This is a genomic window from Parabacteroides goldsteinii, from assembly GCF_020091425.1.
Lineage (GTDB): Bacteria > Bacteroidota > Bacteroidia > Bacteroidales > Tannerellaceae > Parabacteroides > Parabacteroides goldsteinii.
The window spans coordinates 4,038,736-4,057,427 of sequence record NZ_CP081906.1 but is presented as its reverse complement, the minus strand read 5'-3'; the positions used below and the strand labels follow the sequence as shown (position 1 = coordinate 4,057,427).

General features: G+C 46.1%; 13 protein-coding genes. 8 read left to right on the top strand and 5 right to left on the bottom strand.

Features of this window, described 5'->3' with window-relative positions; all coding sequences use genetic code 11:
• Nucleotides 1-3: 3 nt before the first annotated feature.
• From K6V26_RS17590 to K6V26_RS17575, 4 genes are all read left to right on the top strand, one after another.
• The gene (locus tag K6V26_RS17590) at nucleotides 4-3,717 is read left to right on the top strand and encodes an MBG domain-containing protein (RefSeq protein ID WP_224263448.1); all 3,714 of its coding nucleotides are present in this window, start codon (nucleotides 4-6) and stop codon (nucleotides 3,715-3,717) included.
• Nucleotides 3,718-3,826: 109 nt separating this feature from the next.
• The gene (locus K6V26_RS17585) at nucleotides 3,827-4,798 is read left to right on the top strand and encodes a T9SS type A sorting domain-containing protein (RefSeq protein ID WP_195437233.1); all 972 of its coding nucleotides are present in this window, start codon (nucleotides 3,827-3,829) and stop codon (nucleotides 4,796-4,798) included.
• Between the two features lie 93 nt (nucleotides 4,799-4,891).
• The gene (locus K6V26_RS17580) at nucleotides 4,892-6,016 is read left to right on the top strand and encodes an aldose epimerase family protein (protein WP_007654855.1); all 1,125 of its coding nucleotides are present in this window, start codon (nucleotides 4,892-4,894) and stop codon (nucleotides 6,014-6,016) included.
• Between the two features lie 499 nt (nucleotides 6,017-6,515).
• A complete protein-coding gene (locus tag K6V26_RS17575; protein ID WP_007654854.1) occupies nucleotides 6,516-6,875 on the top strand; it encodes a hypothetical protein in 360 nt (119 codons plus the stop codon).
• 6 nt (nucleotides 6,876-6,881) lie between these two features.
• On the opposite strand, the gene porE is transcribed toward K6V26_RS17575, so the two are convergent.
• Together porE and K6V26_RS17565 are read right to left on the bottom strand one after the other, a co-directional pair.
• Nucleotides 6,882-8,873: a PorE family type IX secretion system protein gene (gene porE / locus K6V26_RS17570; protein WP_224263447.1), complete on the bottom strand. Its 1,992-nt coding sequence runs from the start codon at nucleotides 8,871-8,873 to the stop codon at nucleotides 6,882-6,884.
• 70 nt (nucleotides 8,874-8,943) lie between these two features.
• Nucleotides 8,944-10,161, bottom strand: a complete 1,218-nt coding sequence (locus K6V26_RS17565; RefSeq protein ID WP_010801999.1) for an S-adenosylmethionine:tRNA ribosyltransferase-isomerase — start codon at nucleotides 10,159-10,161, stop codon at nucleotides 8,944-8,946.
• Nucleotides 10,162-10,279: 118 nt separating this feature from the next.
• Here K6V26_RS17565 and K6V26_RS17560 point away from each other — a divergent pair, with 118 nt between their 5' ends.
• The 3 genes from K6V26_RS17560 to K6V26_RS17550 all read left to right on the top strand — a co-directional run bounded on the left by K6V26_RS17560 (nucleotide 10,280) and on the right by K6V26_RS17550 (nucleotide 14,217).
• Nucleotides 10,280-11,353: a DUF2027 domain-containing protein gene (locus K6V26_RS17560; RefSeq protein WP_010802000.1), complete on the top strand. Its 1,074-nt coding sequence runs from the start codon at nucleotides 10,280-10,282 to the stop codon at nucleotides 11,351-11,353.
• Nucleotides 11,354-11,556: 203 nt separating this feature from the next.
• Nucleotides 11,557-12,033, top strand: a complete 477-nt coding sequence (locus tag K6V26_RS17555) for a CYTH domain-containing protein (protein WP_010802001.1) — start codon at nucleotides 11,557-11,559, stop codon at nucleotides 12,031-12,033.
• A gap of 24 nt (nucleotides 12,034-12,057) precedes the next feature.
• Complete coding sequence (locus K6V26_RS17550) at nucleotides 12,058-14,217, top strand: S46 family peptidase (protein WP_224263446.1); 2,160 nt, start codon at nucleotides 12,058-12,060, stop codon at nucleotides 14,215-14,217.
• A gap of 123 nt (nucleotides 14,218-14,340) precedes the next feature.
• Here the strand turns inward: K6V26_RS17550 and K6V26_RS17545 are convergent, their stop codons facing one another.
• From K6V26_RS17545 to hemW, 3 genes are all read right to left on the bottom strand, one after another.
• Nucleotides 14,341-14,511, bottom strand: coding sequence for a hypothetical protein (locus K6V26_RS17545; protein WP_007654848.1), 171 nt, complete (start codon nucleotides 14,509-14,511; stop codon nucleotides 14,341-14,343).
• On the bottom strand, nucleotides 14,504-15,079 hold the full coding sequence (locus K6V26_RS17540; RefSeq protein ID WP_044214792.1) for a zeta toxin family protein: 576 nt from the start codon (nucleotides 15,077-15,079) through the stop codon (nucleotides 14,504-14,506). Before K6V26_RS17540 ends, K6V26_RS17545 begins: the two co-directional genes overlap by 8 nt.
• A gap of 139 nt (nucleotides 15,080-15,218) precedes the next feature.
• A complete protein-coding gene (gene hemW, locus K6V26_RS17535) occupies nucleotides 15,219-16,346 on the bottom strand; it encodes a radical SAM family heme chaperone HemW (protein ID WP_224263445.1) in 1,128 nt (375 codons plus the stop codon).
• 181 nt (nucleotides 16,347-16,527) lie between these two features.
• Between hemW and K6V26_RS17530 the strand changes: the two genes are divergently transcribed.
• Entirely contained in the window at nucleotides 16,528-18,684 is a 2,157-nt protein-coding gene (locus tag K6V26_RS17530; RefSeq protein WP_122328407.1) for an elongation factor G, read from the top strand.
• Nucleotides 18,685-18,692: the final 8 nt, after the last annotated feature.

Below are 18,692 nucleotides of genomic sequence, written 5' to 3'. Positions count from 1 at the left end.
AGTATGAAGAAATATATTAAATCAATATTAACATCGAGGAAGCAGCTTATGCTGCTTCCCCTGATGCTTGTTTCAGGCGGTATCATGCAGGCGCAAACGGCTGTTCCCGATACCATATATGTAAGTTTCAATGCCGTAGATCCGGTAACGATGACGTATGGACAGGACATGAATACGGTTGTTTCCGATGCCGGCTTGACAGGTAGTAGTTTTAGTTATCTGTATGTGAAAGCAGAGGACGGTACGGCCAGCGGTTTGAATGGAACCGTATCTTTCAAGGACGGTGCTACCGTAGCCAGTGTATTGAAATTTTCTGCGACGCCGACAGTCGGGGGCGGACAGGCTCTTGGGTTTGTAGCCGATAATCTTTCGGATTATTTTAGCTATACGGCAAATGGTGAGAATGTAGTTTTCTTTACCAGTAATCGGAGTGATGCTACTATAACTCGAACATTGACAGTGAATAAGGCTACATTGAGCATTGCAGCCAAAGACACCAGCCGTTTCTACGGAGACGAAAACCCGGCGACTCCCTGGTCTGCCAAAGACTTTGTGTTCAGCGGGTTCGTAAATGATGAAACGGAGGCTATTTTCACGAATTCACAAGTGAATGTATTGCCTACGGTATCTTATTCGGGAGCAGATAAAAACTCCGTTCCCGGTACCTATGTAATCGAATTGGCCGGTGGACAGGCTGCTAACTATAATCTGGATTTGCAGGTATGGTCGAATAGCTGGCCCGATAGAGGTTTATTGACTGTAAAGAAGTCTCCTTTGACATTGGCTGTTCCCGACAGTGCACGTTTGTATGACGATGCAAATATCGCAACAGTTTCCGGTAGTAAACTCGTTATTACTGAAGGGGTACTGAAAAATGAACAGACGTTGGAAGGTTTATTCCTGGGAGATAACCTGGCTGTAACTCATACGGCTATTTCTGCTGCTGTGAATAAACCGAAGAGTGACGTAGGAACATACAGTTATGAACTGAATGAGGCTTCAGTAACTCAGGCTGCCTATCGATTGTCAAACTACGATATCCAAGCTATCGCTGCGGGTAAATATGAAGTGAAGAAAGATACGATTACAATCACTGTGTTTGATGCTTACCAGGAAGTTCCTATCGATGATAAGAATGTAAAGGTTATGCAGAAAATTTATGGTGAACCGAATCCCGACGGATACTTCTGGTTGAAGAAGAGAGCGGAAAAGCCTGCTGCTGTAGCTCCTTCTTATGCGTTCTCGAAAACAGCTGAGGCAGTAAATTATATTTCTGCGGCAGCCGAAGGCGACAAAGGTTTTAAAGTCGCTCCGCTTGCCGGATACTTCGATTATGAAGGCAAGAAAGCAACTGAAAAGACTGAAGTAAACCTGAAGCGTGAGAAACCGAATCAGAAAGAAGACAGCCTGTATGCTGCCAAAGTGGATAACATCGACAAAGTATCTTCATTGAACTACGCATTCAAAACCGTTGACGGTTCGTTCCTTATCAACCAGCGTCCGCTGGCTATATGGAAAGTAATTGTTGACCGTGTATATGGTGAAGCCGATAAGGATACGACCTGGACGTTCGAACCGAATGACGCTGACAAAAAGCGTGGCTTAGCCATCTTCGATGCGAAATATCAGACAACAACAACTCCTGACGATATCATCGACTTCATGCCGAAAGTTGTCGTTAAGCCGGTTGCTGCCGATAATACGTTGCATGCAGGTTCTTACAACGACACACTGCATATCAAGGTGGTTACTGAAGATAAGTCCATCCAGCCTCCGTTCCAGGCAAAGGACCGTAACTATAAGTTGATTATGAACACGCTGGTTCCCGGAACAATGACCAACGACAGTGTCCGCTTGGAAGTGGCGAAAGCTCCGTTGATCATCCGTCTGGATACAATCAAGAGAGCATACGGTTCAGCCGATCCTGAATTTAATAAGGCGGAAGTTCAGAAAGAGTTTATCTCTTACGAAGGCTTCAAGCTCGACGAATCGGCTAACAGCCTGGATTCGACTGCTACCGTAGCTGTCGGAAACCGAATCAAGAATCTGGTTCTAAATAACCGTCCGGCGGGTATCTTACCGGTAGGCACCTATGAACTGACCGGTATTACCGATATCAACAAGGAAAATCCGAACTACGAAATTACAATTGTAGGAAAGGCGCGCTATCAGGTGTATCCGGATAACAGTTATGTCATGGTTTGGACTCCGATACAGAATGAATTGATCGTGGGTGACCTGGTTCGTCTGAATGCCGTTGTAAAACAAGGATCGACCGTGATTGCCGAAGGTTCACAGATTATTTACGAATCATCCGATCCGGCTCTGATCCAGGTAGAGAAGGTGGAAAGCATCTGGTATCTGCGTGCAAAAGCGCTGACAGAAAACGACGGTGTTACCATTACCGCCCGCTACAATGCTGAATCCGGACAGGAAGAAGCGTTGAAGTCGGAAGTATTTAAAGTAGTACGCCTGAAAAACGAAGCAGATTATAATGTTGTATTGGGTAATATGGTCTTTGATTACGATGGTAAAGGTAAAGCTGCCGATGTAAAACTGACCGATCTGAAGGGTATTACCGAATACACTCCGATTGTCACTTATAACGGTGATTACGATCTGCCGGTCGATGCGGGAATCTATAACATCTCCATCTTTGTGAAACATAACGGTTCCGAACTGCTTGTCCGCAAGGAAAAGATGCAGATCAATCCGCGTGAAGTATATGTGAAACCGAAGGATGCACTGATTGCTTATGGCGAGGCTTTGCCGTCTACATTCGAATATACTTATTCCGGCTTTATCGGTAGCGATGACTTCAAGGCGGCTTCTGCTCCTTCTGTAAAAGTTTCCGGCGACATAACCGGTGCCGGTAGTTATACATTGTATGTAGAAGGTGGCGATCCGGGTGCGAACTATACAATCGTAGGAGGTACGGGAACACTTTCTGTATCGAAGGCTTTATTGAAGATCAGTGCCGGAACCGTCAACATCGTTTACGGTGATGAAATACCGGAATTTAAACCTGTATATGAAGGCTTCGTCGGTAACGATAATCCAGATGCCCTGAACTTCCTTTACACGGTGAAAACGAATGTGAAACCGGTCAATGCCGGCACTTACGATCTGGTTATCGACTGTCTGAGTTCGGATGAAGACAACTACGCCGTGACACTGGTTCCTGGCAAGTTGAATATAGCGAAAGCAGCAGCCGGATTACAGTTCTCAGTCGAATCGACAACGATTACAGTTGGTGATTCCGTTCTGCTGTATGCGAACTGCGAATCTCCGGCAAAGATATCTTTCGCCGCCGAACGTATCGATGTTGCCGGCCTGCGTAACCATGTAGAAGGCGTACACGTTATCGGTAAATCCGAAGGTGTAACCAAGGTATATATCACTATACCGGAATCTACAAACCACTTGTCACATCGTGATTCTGTGACTTTCAATGTGAAGATGGGCGCAGTAGGCAATGAGTCGATCACTTTACAAGGTGTCGGTTTGTATCCTACAATCGTAGAATACAATGCGACAGTCGTTTCCGAAATGCCGGTAGAAGCAATCTATGTGATTGACGCATCCGGTAAACTTCAGAAATTGTTCAGGAATCCTGAGCAGGTTATCGACCTGAGCCAGTTACGTAGCGGTTACTATCTGGTACGGATCGTCCTGACGAATGGTGAAGCGAAGACTGTGAAGATTGTTAAGAAGTAATATTTCCTGTCTCCCTTTCGGGAAGTGGATAAAAAATCGGAGCCCCTCGGATATTATTCCGGGGGGCTTTTGTATATTTGTCATGTAAACCACTATAAAGTAATGTATTATGAGTAAATTTCTACTAAGGATTTTGTGCTGTGTCCTGATTATTAACGGAGCGGCTTTTTTTAGTTATGTGAGTGCCCAGTCTGTTCCCAATGGCGATTTCTCTGCTGAATGGGAGACCGGCTATAATGGGGTCGGCAAGCAACCGGCTTTCTGGAAGGCATCGAATGTCAGTCAGATGGGTGTAAAGAAAGAGTTGGTAACCCGCAATTCGGATGGCTCCGTGCAGTTGACTAACCAGTTTGTCGGTTTGTTCGGAATCGGGTCGAATGCACCGGCTTATATCTCTTTGGGAACTCCCTGGGTATATGCCAATATTTCGGATATATCCAAGAGTGACGGAGGAACAACCGGAGGAATAGAATTTACCCATCGTCCGGATTCTATTGTCGGTGTATTCAAACGTAAAGTCGTTGCGGAAGAAACTGCCTGGATGGTCCTTTATCTCTGGAAAGGAACAGTCGTTTCCCAAAGTCCGGATGGCAAAGAGTTGATCGATAATGAGAAAGACGTGCTGGCGGAGAATGGTTCTGTTACCCTGATCGGTAAAGCTGAATTTGAAATAAAAGACGAGTTATCCGACTGGACGCGTATCTCGGTACCTGTCGACTACCTGTCGGAAGAAGCCCCGGAGAAGATGAATATAACCATATCCAGTGCCGATTACCGTAATCGCAGCCTGATAAAGGAGAATAATACCTTATCGGTGCAAAGTGTGGAACTGATCTATAAAGACCCGGTTTCAACAGAAAAAGTACAATTGCCATCCGATTTGATTTCCGTCGTTGACAATATCCTGTATCTGAATGGTAATTACAAAAACCTGACAGTCTATGCAATGAGTGGAAAACAGGTCTACTATTCTGCCCGTCCGGGAGAAACCGTTTCCCTGTCCTCCCTTCCTGCTGGAATTTATTCCTTGAGAGTCGAAGGAGAACAAGGTGTACAGACGATGAAGTTCCGGGTTCGTTAAAAGATATTATTATTCGGAGGATGAAGGAGATTCTGACTAGAATGGCGTATATTTGCCCTATATCCAACAAACACTTTAATTTATCAATTTGAAATGAAAAGACTATGTATGGCTGTTATGGCAATGTGTTTATTGCTGTCATGCGGCGAAAAAAGAGAAGAGGCTACACTCTCCGGGTTAATGAAGTCTGATTTTGTATCGGAAGTGGAAGGTAAGCCGACCGCCTTGTATGTGTTGAAGAATAAGAATGGGGCAGAGGCTTGTATTACAAACTACGGTGGACGCCTGGTTTCTGTAATGGTTCCGGATAAGAATGGAAAAATGACCGATGTCGTGCTGGGTTATGATAATATCGGGCAGTATGTGCAGTCGGACGGAAACTATGGTGCTTTGATCGGACGTTACGGAAACCGTATCAATCAGGGTAAGTTTACTTTGGATGATATTGAATATACGCTTCCTCAAAATAACGGTGCGCATTGCCTGCATGGTGGTCCGCAGGGTTATCACGCTCGCATGTGGGATGCTAAGCAGCTGAACGACCAGGCGCTGGAGTTAACTTATCTTTCAAAAGACGGTGAAGCCGGCTTCCCCGGAAATCTGGATATCAAGGTTACTTATACATTGACGGATGACAATGCTGTCGGTATCAAATATGAAGCAACAACCGACAAGAAGACGGTTGTGAACCTGACAAACCATAGTTATTTCAATCTCTCCGGTGTTCCCGGTTCCGATGTGTTGGACCAGTTGGTTATGATTAATGCAGACAACTACACTCCGGTTGACAGCACTTTGATTCCCGTAGGTATCAGTCCTGTTGATGGTACTCCGCTGGATTTGCGTACTCCGGTAGCTATCGGCAAACAGATTAACGACCCGTTCCAGCAATTGCAGTTCGGGCGTGGGTATGACCTGAACTGGGTGCTGAATACAAACGGCGATAAGAATGTTCTGGCAGCCAAGGCGTATTCTCCGACCAGCGGTATCGCTCTGGAAGTATATACCAATGAACCGGGTATCCAGTTCTATACCGGAAACTTCATGGATGGAAAAGATACCGGAAAGCATGGTGTCTTATATCCGCATCGTGGTGCTTTGTGTCTTGAAACACAGCATTATCCGGATTCACCCAACCATCCGGATTTCCCGAGTGTAGTGCTTAATCCGGGAGAAAAGTACCTCAGTGAATGTATCTATAAGTTTACGGTGGAGTAAGTAGTTCCAGTTTGTAGTAAGGAATGCAGACGAAGCGCAGAATAACGCAGATACTATTTTAATAAATAAGTCTGCGTTATTCTGCGCTTTCTGCGTCGTCTGCGTCCGGTAATATCCTTTTGGTATATCTTTTTTTCTTGTTAATAATTCTTTGCAAAGAATATATATTCTTGCTTTTAGCTATCTTTGCTTCGTTCAATGGGGAAGCCGTCCTTTGAGTTTCGGTTGCTCTCCTTGGGAACGATATGTAAGCGTTTAAGATATTATCTTTGGAACTGAAAATCGCCAAGTTTCTAGTCGGACAAAGATGATAGACAACTGAACGCTCACGCTTGTTATATATACTCCTGTATGTAGAATAGAGCGTGGGCTGTTGTCTTATTATTTGTTCGATGGGTGTTTGGCGATACCTCAGTTCCGAATAATGGATTAACAGTTTCCACGCTTCTTTATGATATAAAAATGCCAAACGAGGGAAACGGGGCGGCTTGATTGACGTATGAACCCAAAAGAAAGAGAACGGATTGCTGTTTGCCGTGTTTTACTGGATATCGCCGAAGGAACGGATGGCTATGCCTCCGTATCTGATTGTCCCCATTATCAACAGTTGCAGAATAAAATCCTTTTGACGGAGCAGGATTTTGAGAAGGCACGGGATACTTCGGTACTGGAAAGCCTGGTAGTCCTGAAAGGGGCGCATTACAACATCAAGATGATGCTGGCACTGACCGTATGTGACCTGTATTCAGAGTATATGGTTATTCCGCTTAACTACCGCCTGGTTTTCGAAACATTGATGAGCGCGATTGACTGGCCCATCTCTTTTTCCGAAGTGCTGGCGAAGAGTAAAACGGAATAACGACTTTTAGAACAGGTTATAGTTTGTTCTTAGTACTTTAAATTCTGTGCGGCGGTTTATCTGGTCTGCTATTTCCTGTTGTTCGGGAGTCAGCGTCAGGATAAACTCTTCCGTCAATACATCTCCTTCATTCAGGAAATCGTAGTTCTTTGCCATCTTCTTATTGATAACTTTCGGTACGCTTTCGCCATAGCCTTTGGCCTCCAGGCGTTCTTTTTCGATACCTCCTGCTATCAGGTAATCCACTACTGATTGGGCACGGCGTTGTGCCAGGCGTTCGTTATACTGGTCGCTTCCTTTACGGTCAGTATGCGCTCCCAATTCGATTGTTACGTTCGGGTTGTCGTTCAGCATCTTAATCATTTCATCCAGTGCCTTCTGTGATTCGGGGCGCAGGGTCGCTTTGTCGAAGTCATAGAAGATGTTTTCGATAACTACCGGTTTGCTTATCGGGGAGAGGTAGAAGTCTACGATATACGTTTCGTTCTTTTCTTCCGGTCCGGTTTTCAGTTCGAAATTCTGGTTGAGGTAACCGCGGGCGCTTGCCATCATTACGTAACGGATATCACGTTCCAGTTCTACGCGGTAGGTACCGTCTTTTTTTGCCAGTACTTTTTCGTTCAGCCCGTCTTTTCCGACGATGCGGACTGTTGCGTCTTCAATCGGATTCTCGTCCACATCAGACACGATACCTTCGATAAAGATGGTTATGACAGGAAGCTCGAATGAGTACAGGTGGTCGTAGCCGCGGGCGTCATTGCGGTTGGAGCTGAAAAAGCCTTTTTCCTTATCTCCTTCGAAGGTGATGCCGAAATCGTCACCCATCGAGTTGATGGGTGCTTTCAGGTTCTCGACATGCCATTTGCCGGTGCTGTCCTGGGTTGCTTTGAACAGGTCCAGACCACCCATGCCCGGATGGCCGTTGGAGGCGAAATAGAGTGTGACGGAGTCGCGTACGTACGGAAACATTTCGTCGCCGGGTGTATTGATGTCCGGCCCTAGGTTTTCCATGGGGCCGAAGTCATTGCCTACGAGCCGGGAGCGGAAAATATCTTTTCCTCCGAAACCGCCGACAGCGTCCGATACATAATACAGGTATTTTCCGTCGGGCGAGACTGCCGGGTGTCCCAGGGCGGTAACCGAGTCTTTCACGATGCTGGCACGTGTCCCTTTTCCCCATTTGGCACTGCTGCGGGTGGATACATATATTTCTGACGTGCGCGGTCCTTCCGGGTCCTGTGCGCAATAGGTGTAATACATGGTGTTGCCGTCTTTCGAGAAAGAAGGGGTTCCTTCATCAAATTCGGTATTTACTTCATCCTCCAGTTCGACGGGGGCGAGCCAGTTGCCCTGTTCATCCTGTTTGACCAGGAAGAAATCGTTGTTTCGCTGGCCGGTGATGGCACTGATCGTTTCGTCTTTGTCTTTGTTGGCTCCTTTCGGTGTACGGGAAGAGGTGAAGTAGAGCTGGTCGTATTTCTCACCGTAAAGCATCGGGCTGAATTCGCCTCGGCGGGAGTTGAATTTCTCCATCCGCTTAACGATATAACGGCTCGGGTTTTGTTTCCATTGCGGGGCCAGTTCGCTTCCTTTGATACCGTTGAGGGCCAGTTGGCTTTCCGGGTTTAATAACAGGAAGTCCTTGTAATGGCGTATGGCGTCCATATATTTTCCGCTTTTCTGGTACATCTGTCCCAGACGCAGGCTCACGATACTGTCGGGATAATCATAGCGCAGCGCATTCATATAGGCACTGGTCGCCCTCGGAGTGTTATTGATAAGCCGGTTACATTCAGCCATCCGGTAGGCGATATACCCGCGTAGATCCCGTTTCTGCGGAGACGTTTTCGTATACACTTTCCGGTAAATAGCCGCCGCCTCAAAGTATTCACCAATCCGCTGCTTCTCTTCTGCATCGCTCAGCTTCGCCGATTTGCAGGAAAACAGCAGTAATGCGGTTAAAAACAGTAGTATATAGGGAGTAATCTTCTTATTCATCACCGGATAATCTTTATATTATGTAATAACGAACGGATTGATAGGATATTGCCCGGACCGGGATTCATTATTATAATAGCAGCGAACTATCCCCATAACTCAAAAAGCGGAAATCATGTCCCAGGGCATAATCATAGATGTTCTTCCAATCGCCTTTTACGAATGCTGAGATTAACAGCAGCAAAGTGCTTTTCGGCTGGTGGAAGTTGGTGACGATTCCCTTTACAACTTTGAATTCATATCCCGGGGCAATGATAATCTGCGTGGCTGTAATCAGCGTATTCAGCTGGTGTTTGTCCAGATAATCGAGTATGTTTTGCAAAGCCTCGGTCGGTGTCAGACGGTTATTGGCGTCCTCATACGGCATCCATTGTCTGACAACCAGCTCTTCGGAAGTCGCATCCGGATGGGTGGCAAGCGTGACGCCGATATAATACAGGCTTTCGAGCGTGCGGACGGAAGTTGTGCCGACTGCAATGATCTTGCCGAAATTCTGCATCACCCGTTCGATGGTGCTGCGGCGCACGGAGATATATTCGGTATGCATCTCGTGCCCTTCTATCGTTTCGCTCTTGACCGGTTTGAATGTCCCGGCCCCGACATGCAGCGTCAGTTCTTCACGACCGAAACCTTTGGCATCCAGGTCGGCCAGTACTTCCGGTGTGAAATGAAGTCCGGCTGTCGGTGCGGCAACCGAACCTTTTATTTTGGAGTAAACAGTCTGATAAGTCTTTAAATCACTTTCTTCTGTTTTCCGGTGAAGATACGGAGGTATCGGAAGTTCTCCCGCGGCATCCAATACTTCGGCAAAGCTGAAACCACCATCCCAACTGAAACGTACCTGATGCGTCTCTCCGTAACTCTGCACTTTTTCGGCAGATAGTCTGACCGTCTGGCCAGCGACGGTAATTTCCCGGGAAAGAACCGGCTCTTTCCATTTTTTCGCATTCCCTATCAGGCAAATCCAGTTACATGCTTCTGTCTGCTGAAAGATAAGTTCATAATCGTGCGGGGCGGCTGGGTCGAGGCAGAACACTTCGATTTGTGCCCCTGTTGCACGCTGGAATAACAGCCGTGCCTGGATTACGCGGGTATTGTTGAATACCATCAGTGAGCCTTCCGGCAGATAATCCGTAATATGCTTGAAGACGCTTTCGCTGACCTTTCCGTCACGGTAAAGTAACAATTTGGACTCGTCCCGCTTGGGAAGGGGAAACTTGGCGATTCGTTCATCAGGCAACGAATAATTATAATCTTCAATACTTATCTGTTGAGTTTTTGTAACCATTGCTATCTCTGTTTATCAGGCACATTCTTGTTGAACCCGGGTGCAAAAGTACAAATTTGTATGATATTATGGTATAATGAAGTATCTTTGTCGATACGAAATATAAACGACAAAAGCTATGAGTAATATAAAGGTAGGTGATAAAGTCCGCTTCCTGAATACAACGGGAGGCGGTATCGTGCGTGGTTTTAAAGGAAAAGACCAGGTACTGGTGGAAGATGAAGACGGATTCGACATTCCGGCGCTGATTCGTGAATGCGTTGTGGTTGGCGGAGAGAATGAGATGCAGGTGCATAGTTCGAACCGTCCGAAAGTACAGCCGCAACCGCAGGTGCAACAGTCGGCTCCTAAACCGCAGCCGAAACAGGAGGAAGTGAAAATTGAAGAAACAGCCGAGGGGGAACGGATGAATATCTACCTGGCTTATCTTCCGCTCGAACCGACAAAGGTCATGCAGCAAAGCGGTTATGAAGCCTATTTCATCAACGACAGTAACTACTATCTGTTCTTCAACTATATGAACCGCCATAACAACAGCTGGGTCAGCCGTTACAATGGCCTGATAGAACCGAATACGAAAATCTTCCTGGAAGAATTCGGCAAGGAAGACCTGAACGACCTCGAACGGATATGCGTGCAGCTGATTGCTTTCAAGAAGGATAAGCCTTATTCCCTGAAGAACTCCATCTCCGTAGAGTTGCATCTCGATACGGTCAAGTTCTATAAGCAGCATTGTTTTATGGAAAACGATTTCTTTGAGGAAGACGCAATGGTATATCCCATCGTTCGTAACGACGTGCCGGAAAGGGAATTGCTTGTTTCTGCGGCTGACCTGAAAGAGGCGATGTATCAGAAAGTACAGGAAGACCGCCGTGCTCCCCAGACTATCGTGAAGAAGAAATCGGACAGCGCCGTATTGGAAGTCGACTTGCATATCACGGAACTGCTGGACAATACAAACGGATTGAGCAACGCGGATATGCTGACCTACCAGTTGGATAAATTCCATGAAATACTGGGTAAGTACGCAAATCATAAAGGACAAAAGATTGTCTTTATCCATGGCAAAGGGGATGGCGTTCTGCGTAAAGCGATAGAAAAGGAACTGAAAACAAGATACAAACAATACTATTATCAGGATGCTTCTTTCCGTGAATACGGTTTTGGTGCCACTATGGTGACTATCAAATAAGAATTACCTCCTGATAAATAGTCGATAACAACCGGGTAAATCTTATTTACCTTTGCAGGAAATCTGTTGCCGACAGTGTCGAAAGCTTTGCCGACAGCGTCGACAATTTTGCTGACAGTGTCGACAATATTGCCGACGTCGTCGGCAACAACTTCCCTGCTGAGGAAAAAGGTATTAGCTCCGGTTTATAACAGCAACAAGCTATGGCAACCGAAATAGAAAGGAAATTCATTGTAAAGGGAGACTTCTCTAAAGAAGTCTGCGATTCCCAGCGTATCGTGCAAGGCTACATTTGTTCGCAGCCCGGTCGTACGGTGCGTATCCGTATAAGAGGTGAGAAAGGTTTTCTTACCATTAAAGGCCCTTCCGATGATAAAGGCCTGAGCCGTTACGAGTTTGAGCAGGAGATTCCTTTGCCGGATGCCGAACAGCTTCTGACCCTCTGTGAACCGGGAGCTATCGACAAAGTGCGCCATCTGGTTCGTGTCGGCAAACATACCTGGGAGGTCGATGTCTTCCACGGAGCTAACGAAGGCCTGGTTATGGCCGAAATAGAACTGGCTTCCGAAGATGAACCGTTTGAGAAACCCGACTGGATAGGGGAAGAGGTCAGTGGAGACCGTAGATATTACAACTCGATGCTGACTAAGGAACCCTATTCCCAATGGACAAAGAAATAATAATAATTTAAACAATAAAACACCATGAAGAAAATCTTATTATCCGTTCTGGCCGCCGCCCTGTCATTGCCCGCTGTTGCGGACGAAGGCATGTGGTTGCTTCCGTTACTCCAGCAGCAGAAGTTTCCGGAAATGCAGGCGCTGGGACTTAAATTGCAGGATTACGATATCTACAGTCCTGATTCCGCATCCCTGAAAGATGCGGTCGTTATCTTCGGCGGAGGCTGTACAGGTGAAATCGTTTCGCCGGACGGCCTGTTGCTGACAAACCATCATTGCGGATACGGTCAGATACAACAACACAGTACGCTGGAGCATGATTATCTGACCGATGGCTTTTGGGCGACAACCCGTGAGCAGGAATTACCGAACCCCGGACTGACCGTCACCTTCATCGACAAGATAGAAGATGTAACCGATTATGTAAAGAAAGAACTGGAGAAAGATACAGACCCGCAGAGCATGAACTTCCTTTCCCCGAAATACCTGAACGGGTTGGCGAAAGCCAAAGTCGGAGAAAAGTTCCTGCAGGATAATCCCGGTACGGAAGTAGAGATTAAGGCTTTCTACGGAGGTAACGTATATTATATGTTCACGAAGAAAATCTATTCCGACATCCGCCTGGTCGGTGCTCCTCCTTCATCTGTCGGTAAGTTCGGTGCGGATACCGACAACTGGATGTGGCCGCGTCATACCGGCGACTTCTCCGTCTTCCGTGTCTATGCCGATGCGAACGGTAATCCGGCTGAATATTCCGAATCGAATGTCCCGCTACGTCCGAAACGCTGGTTTAAAATATCCGTCAAAGGTGTTGAAGAAGACGATTATGCCATGATGATGGGATTTCCCGGCCGCACAAACAAGTACTATACCTCCTGGGAGGTGGCCGAACGTCGCGACATAGACAATACAGTTCGTATCAATATCCGTAACCTTCGCCAGGAAGTCATGTTGGACGAGATGCTGAAAGACCCTTCTGTCCGTATCCAGTACGCCAGCAAATATGCCGGTTCGACCAATGCCTATAAGAATGCTATCGGAAGCAACTGGGCAATAAAGAAACGTAACTTCGAGCAGGTAAAGAAAGAAGAACAAGACCGTCTGATTGCCTGGGCGCAAAAGAATAACGAATCAAGCTACCCGGAAGCCTTGTCGACCCTCGAACAGATAGTTTCCGACCGGAAAGACCTCCGTTTTCGTAGTTGGATGCTGGATGAGGCTATCCTGCGTGGGATTGAATTTACAAAAGTACCGACAGAGGTGCAGTCCGTCAGTGATGCCCTGAAGGGAAAAGACCGCAACGAGCAACAGAAACAAATCCGTCTGCTGGATATGGCTTACCATCGTTTCGCCGATAAGGATTATGCCCCGGAAGTAGACAAGAAGATTGCAAAGGTCATGCTGAAAGAATACCGCCGCCTGGTTCCCGCAAAGTCCCAGCCTGCTTATTTCTCTTTGATTGACAAGAAATTCAAGGGTGATGTAGACCGTTTTGTCGATTACCTGTTCGATAAATCTATCTACGGAAGCGAAGAGAACTTCGACAAGTTTAAAACGCGTCCTTCTGTGAAAGCTCTGGAGCAGGACCCGATGATCTTGTTTGCCAAATCCGTGCAGGAGGAAAAAGCGAATCTGAATGCCGCCCTGGCCGATTTCGACTCCGGATATGCGTTGGCTCATAAAGAATATGTAAAAGGATTGCTGGCAATGTATCAGGATAAAGCCAATTTCCCCGATGCCAATTTCTCTCTGCGCCTGACCTATGGACAGGTGAAAGGCTATCGTCCGAAGGATGCCGTTTATTATAACTGCCAGACCACTCTGGACGGTGTGATGGAAAAGGAAGATTCAACGAATTGGGAGTTTGTTGTACCGTCCCACCTGAAAGCGCTTTATGAAGCCAAAGACTTCGGCCGCTATCAGATGCCCGACGGACGAATGCCGGTAGCCTTCAGTGCAACTACCCATACTACCGGAGGTAATTCCGGCAGTCCTGTCCTGAATGCGAACGGCGAACTGATCGGTATCAATTTCGACCGTAACTGGGAAGGTGTAGGCGGCGATATCCAGTACTTACCGGACTATCAGCGCAGTATCATCGTCGATATCCGTTATGTCTTATTCCTGATCGACAAATATGCCGGAGCCGGCTATCTGCTGGAGGAGATGGATTTGGTAGAATAATAGGAAAGAAATCTGAATTCCGGATAGCTGGATGTGAACGTCTGGCTATCCGGGATGGGATTAAAGCCATAAAAAAAGCGAATGATTGATACAATCACTCGCTTTTTTTATATTCTGATATAATTAAAACATGCCTTTTTCAAGTTCAGCTGCTTTTACGCGGAAAATATATCCGTTACGTGAGAATACTAATTCTCCGTCTTCTTTCTTTTTCTGGTTAACTAAGCGTTGAAAAGCTATATTGGCTCCTTTAACTATATTCTCTTCAAATTCTCTTACTTCTTGTTCACTCATGATGTTCAAGTTTAGTGTAAATATCCGAATTATATATCTCTTTTTTTTCATTCTTGAATCCTTTGGCGATTACTTCCATCGGAGACATAGAATTGTCTGTTACCATCCAATAATCACTAATGGGGATATATAGTTCAAAAAGATTGTGAATACCCGCCTCGTATCTGCGACGGATAGTACTTTCCGGTATGTTATGACCACCGGCAGCCACTCTCATTTTTACCCGTTCCACTGCCAAATCCGGCGTATTCAACCAGAAATATAACAATGTCACATAATATCCTTCCCTTTGTGCTTCCCTGATCAGGTTTGCGACTGATCGGGTGGCGAGCGTAGTTTCCATTGCAAAAGTCTCACCGGCTGCGATGAGTTCTTTGATGCGCTTATACATAATACGACTTGCTTCTACAGCTACGGCGATACTATCTGCATTAAAAGGGGAAAGCCCCTTGGCTATCTCGTCGGAATTCACGAACTCCTTACACTTCAACATTTCTGGAAGTATTGTAAAGGAAGCCGTTGTTTTCCCTGCTCCGTTGCAACCTGATATTATATATAAATATGGCACTATTTGCTGCTTTTGACAGGGCAAATATAGATAATAGTTTTATATGTTGTACAATTTATTTCTCAAAAATCGTGAAAATGTGCAGAATTTGTACGAATAACCCCGCATTTCGTTGTTTCGGAGGGCTGTTTTGTTAAAATTAGACCCATAAAAGGTCGCTCATGATACCATCGGAGATAAAAATCCCTTCCCTGGAAAGGAGTAAAGTTTCGCCCTTTTGAATAAGCAGGCCCTGTTTAAGGTAAGGGGCTGCCTGCTTTTGACAGTAGGCAAGTTTCTCTTTTCCGAACTGTCTTTGAATTTCAACTAAGCTAATGCCCCACATGGTACGAAGTCCGGTGATAATGAAGTCGTTGTAGCGGGTGTTTAAATCCAGTTCCTCTACTTCTATGTCGGGTGAACCGCTATCGATTCCCCGGAGATAGGCCGGGAGTGAGGATATATTCCATTGGCGGCTTATTCCGTTATAGGAATGGGCGGACGGACCTATCCCCAGGTATTTCCTGCCGGTCCAGTACGAACTGTTATGGCGGGAGAGCATTCCGGGACGTCCAAAGTTGGATATTTCATACTGCTGATATCCGTTTGCCGTCAGCCGTTCTATCAGTGAGGTGAAAAGGGCCACGCTGATCTCTTCTTCTACGGGAGAAATCTTTCCGGCTTCCTTTAGTTTATATAAAGCCGTACCTTCTTCATATATTAAATGGTAAGCGGAGATATGTGGAATGTCGAGCCGGATAGTGGTGTCGAGATTGGCTTCCCATTCTTTTACTGTCTGTCCGGGCAGGCCGTATATCAGGTCGATGCTGATATTCGATAAACCGTTCTCCTTGCATAACTCGACTGCTTGCACGGCCTGTTCCCGGTTATGGCGACGGTTCAGGAAGCGAAGGTCCTCTTCCTTGAAACTTTGTACTCCCATACTGACACGGTTAAAGGGTAGTGAGCGCAGGGAGGCTACATATTCGGGTGTCATATCGTCCGGATTGGCTTCCAGGGTGATTTCCTGACAATGGCTTACATCGAAAAGCCGGTGGATGGCATTGAATATACGGTCGAAATCTTTCGCCTCCAGTTGGGAGGGGGTCCCGCCACCTAAATAAATGGTTTCGACAGGTTCGCCATCCGTATACTCCTTGCGTAATTCCAACTCACGGATCACGGCGGCAAGGTACGGCTCTTTGTACTTCATCTCCGTATTGGAGAAAAAATCGCAGTACAAACAACGTTTTGCACAAAAGGGAATATGGATATAAAGGCCTGCCATACTATACATATATTTAATGGCAAAAGTAGTGAATCTATCTCTGATTTCATAGGCCTGTTACATAACATAGTTCTCAAACACGGGGCAGATAATTGTTTTTTTCCTGTACATTCTCTAATTTGCGGCCTCGTGAGTAATTCACGTAATGATATTTATTGTTAAACTCAAAATACCTGATATCATGAAAGTATACCAAACAAACGAAATTAAGAACATCTCTATCTTGGGAAGTTCGGGCTCTGGGAAAACCACTCTCGCTGAAGCAATGCTTTACGAGGGTGGAGTTATAAAACGTCGTGGCTCTGTAGACGGAGGAAATACAGTGAGCGACTATTTCCCGGTTGAGAAAGAGTATGGATACTCAGTGTTCTCAACCGTTTTCAGTGTTGAGTGGCAAGACAGGAAGCTGAACTTTATCGATTGTCCGGGTTCGGACGACTTTATCGGTGGAGCTGTTTCAGCCCTGAACGTTACCGATACGGCACTGATGGTGTTGAATGCCCAGTATGGTGTGGAAGTGGGAACAATGAACCAGTTCCGGTATACAGAACAATTTCATAAACCCGTTATCTTCGTTGTCAATCAGTTGGATAACGATAAAGCGGACTACGACGGAACAATTGCCCAGCTGAGAGATCAGTTCGGTAGCAAGATTGTTCCTATCCAGTATCCGGTTAGTACAGGAGCATCTTTCAATGCCGTTGTCGATGTATTGAAAATGAAGATGTATCGTTGGAAACCCGAAGGCGGTGTGCCTGACGTTCTGGAAATCCCGGCAGAAGAAATGGACAAAGCCATGGAACTTCACAAAGCGCTCGTTGAGGCAGCTGCCGAAAATGACGATATGCTGATGGAAAAGTTCTTCGAAGAAGGCACATTGAGCGAAGACGATATGCGTGCCGGTATCCGTGCCGGTTTGGTTATCCGCGGTATGTTTCCGGTATTCTGCGTTTGTGCTGGACGTGATATGTGCGTTCGCCGTACATTGGAATTCCTTGGAAATGTGGTTCCTTGTACCGATAAGATGCCTCGTCCGGTAACGACCGAAGGCGTGGAGGTTACTCCTGTAGCCGATGGCCCGACAAGTCTGTTCTTCTTTAAGACTACTATAGAGCCGCATATCGGCCAGGTTTCCTATTTTAAAGTGATATCAGGAAAAGTAAAAGCAGGAGACGATTTGCTGAATGCCGACCGTGGTTCGAAAGAACGTATCGCACAGTTATTCTCCGTAGCCGGACAGACTCGTAACGAAGTGTCTGAAATGGTGGCAGGTGATATCGGTGCAACAGTGAAGCTGAAAGATGTACGTCGCGGTAATACCCTGAATGGTAAGGGTTGTGATTATAAATTCGACTTTATCAAATATCCGGACCCGAAATACCGCCGTGCCGTTAAGCCGGTTAACGAGTCGGATGCGGAAAAGATGATGGAAATCCTGAACCGTATGCGTGAAGAAGACCCGACATGGGTTATCGAACAGTCTAAGGAATTGAAACAGACTATCGTTTCCGGACAGGGAGAATTCCACTTGCGTACGTTGAAATGGAGAATTGAAAATAATGATAAGCTGCCGATTGAGTATCTTGAACCGAAGATTCCGTATCGTGAAACCATTACAAAGGCTGCCCGTGCTGACTATCGTCATAAGAAACAGTCCGGTGGTGCAGGCCAGTTCGGTGAAGTTCACCTGATTGTGGAACCTTATTACGAAGGTATGCCGGCTCCGGATATGTATCGTTTCGGCGGACAGGAATATAAAATTAGCGTACGTGATACGCAAACTATTGATTTGGACTGGGGTGGTAAGCTGGTATTTATTAACAGTATCGTTGGTGGAGCCATCGATGCCCGTTTCTTACCGGCTATTCTGAAAGGTATTATGGCACGTATGGAACAGGGACCGTTAACCGGTTCGTACGCCCGTGATGTGCGCATCATTGTCTATGATGGCAAGATGCATCCGGTAGACAGTAATGAAATTTCTTTCATGTTGGCCGGTCGTAATGCCTTCAGTACTGCCTTTAAAGAAGCTGGTCCAAAGATTCTCGAACCTGTTTATGATGTAGAAGTTTCTGTTCCGGGTGATTATCTGGGTGATGTAATGAGCGACTTGCAAGGACGCCGTGCCATCATTATGGGTATGAACAGTGAAAAAGGCTTTGAAAAGTTGTTGGCTAAAGTTCCTTTGAAAGAAATGTCCAACTATTCAACTTCTTTGAGTTCTATTACCGGTGGCCGTGCTTCATTCACAATGAAGTTCTCTGCTTACGAACTTGTACCGTCAGATGTACAGGATAAGCTGTTGAAGGCTTACGAAGCTACTCAGTCAGAAGATTGATTAATAAA

Coding starts and splice junctions, on each gene's coding strand:
- K6V26_RS17590 (WP_224263448.1), top strand. CDS start 4: ATGAAGAAATATATTAAATCAATATTAACATCGAGGAAGCAGCTTATG.
- K6V26_RS17580 (WP_007654855.1), top strand. CDS start 4,892: ATGAAAAGACTATGTATGGCTGTTATGGCAATGTGTTTATTGCTGTCA.
- K6V26_RS17560 (WP_010802000.1), top strand. CDS start 10,280: ATGAGTAATATAAAGGTAGGTGATAAAGTCCGCTTCCTGAATACAACG.
- K6V26_RS17550 (WP_224263446.1), top strand. CDS start 12,058: ATGAAGAAAATCTTATTATCCGTTCTGGCCGCCGCCCTGTCATTGCCC.
- K6V26_RS17545 (WP_007654848.1), bottom strand. CDS start 14,511: ATGAGTGAACAAGAAGTAAGAGAATTTGAAGAGAATATAGTTAAAGGA.
- K6V26_RS17575 (WP_007654854.1), top strand. CDS start 6,516: ATGAACCCAAAAGAAAGAGAACGGATTGCTGTTTGCCGTGTTTTACTG.
- K6V26_RS17565 (WP_010801999.1), bottom strand. CDS start 10,161: ATGGTTACAAAAACTCAACAGATAAGTATTGAAGATTATAATTATTCG.
- K6V26_RS17585 (WP_195437233.1), top strand. CDS start 3,827: ATGAGTAAATTTCTACTAAGGATTTTGTGCTGTGTCCTGATTATTAAC.
- K6V26_RS17530 (WP_122328407.1), top strand. CDS start 16,528: ATGAAAGTATACCAAACAAACGAAATTAAGAACATCTCTATCTTGGGA.
- hemW (WP_224263445.1), bottom strand. CDS start 16,346: ATGGCAGGCCTTTATATCCATATTCCCTTTTGTGCAAAACGTTGTTTG.
- K6V26_RS17555 (WP_010802001.1), top strand. CDS start 11,557: ATGGCAACCGAAATAGAAAGGAAATTCATTGTAAAGGGAGACTTCTCT.
- porE (WP_224263447.1), bottom strand. CDS start 8,873: ATGAATAAGAAGATTACTCCCTATATACTACTGTTTTTAACCGCATTA.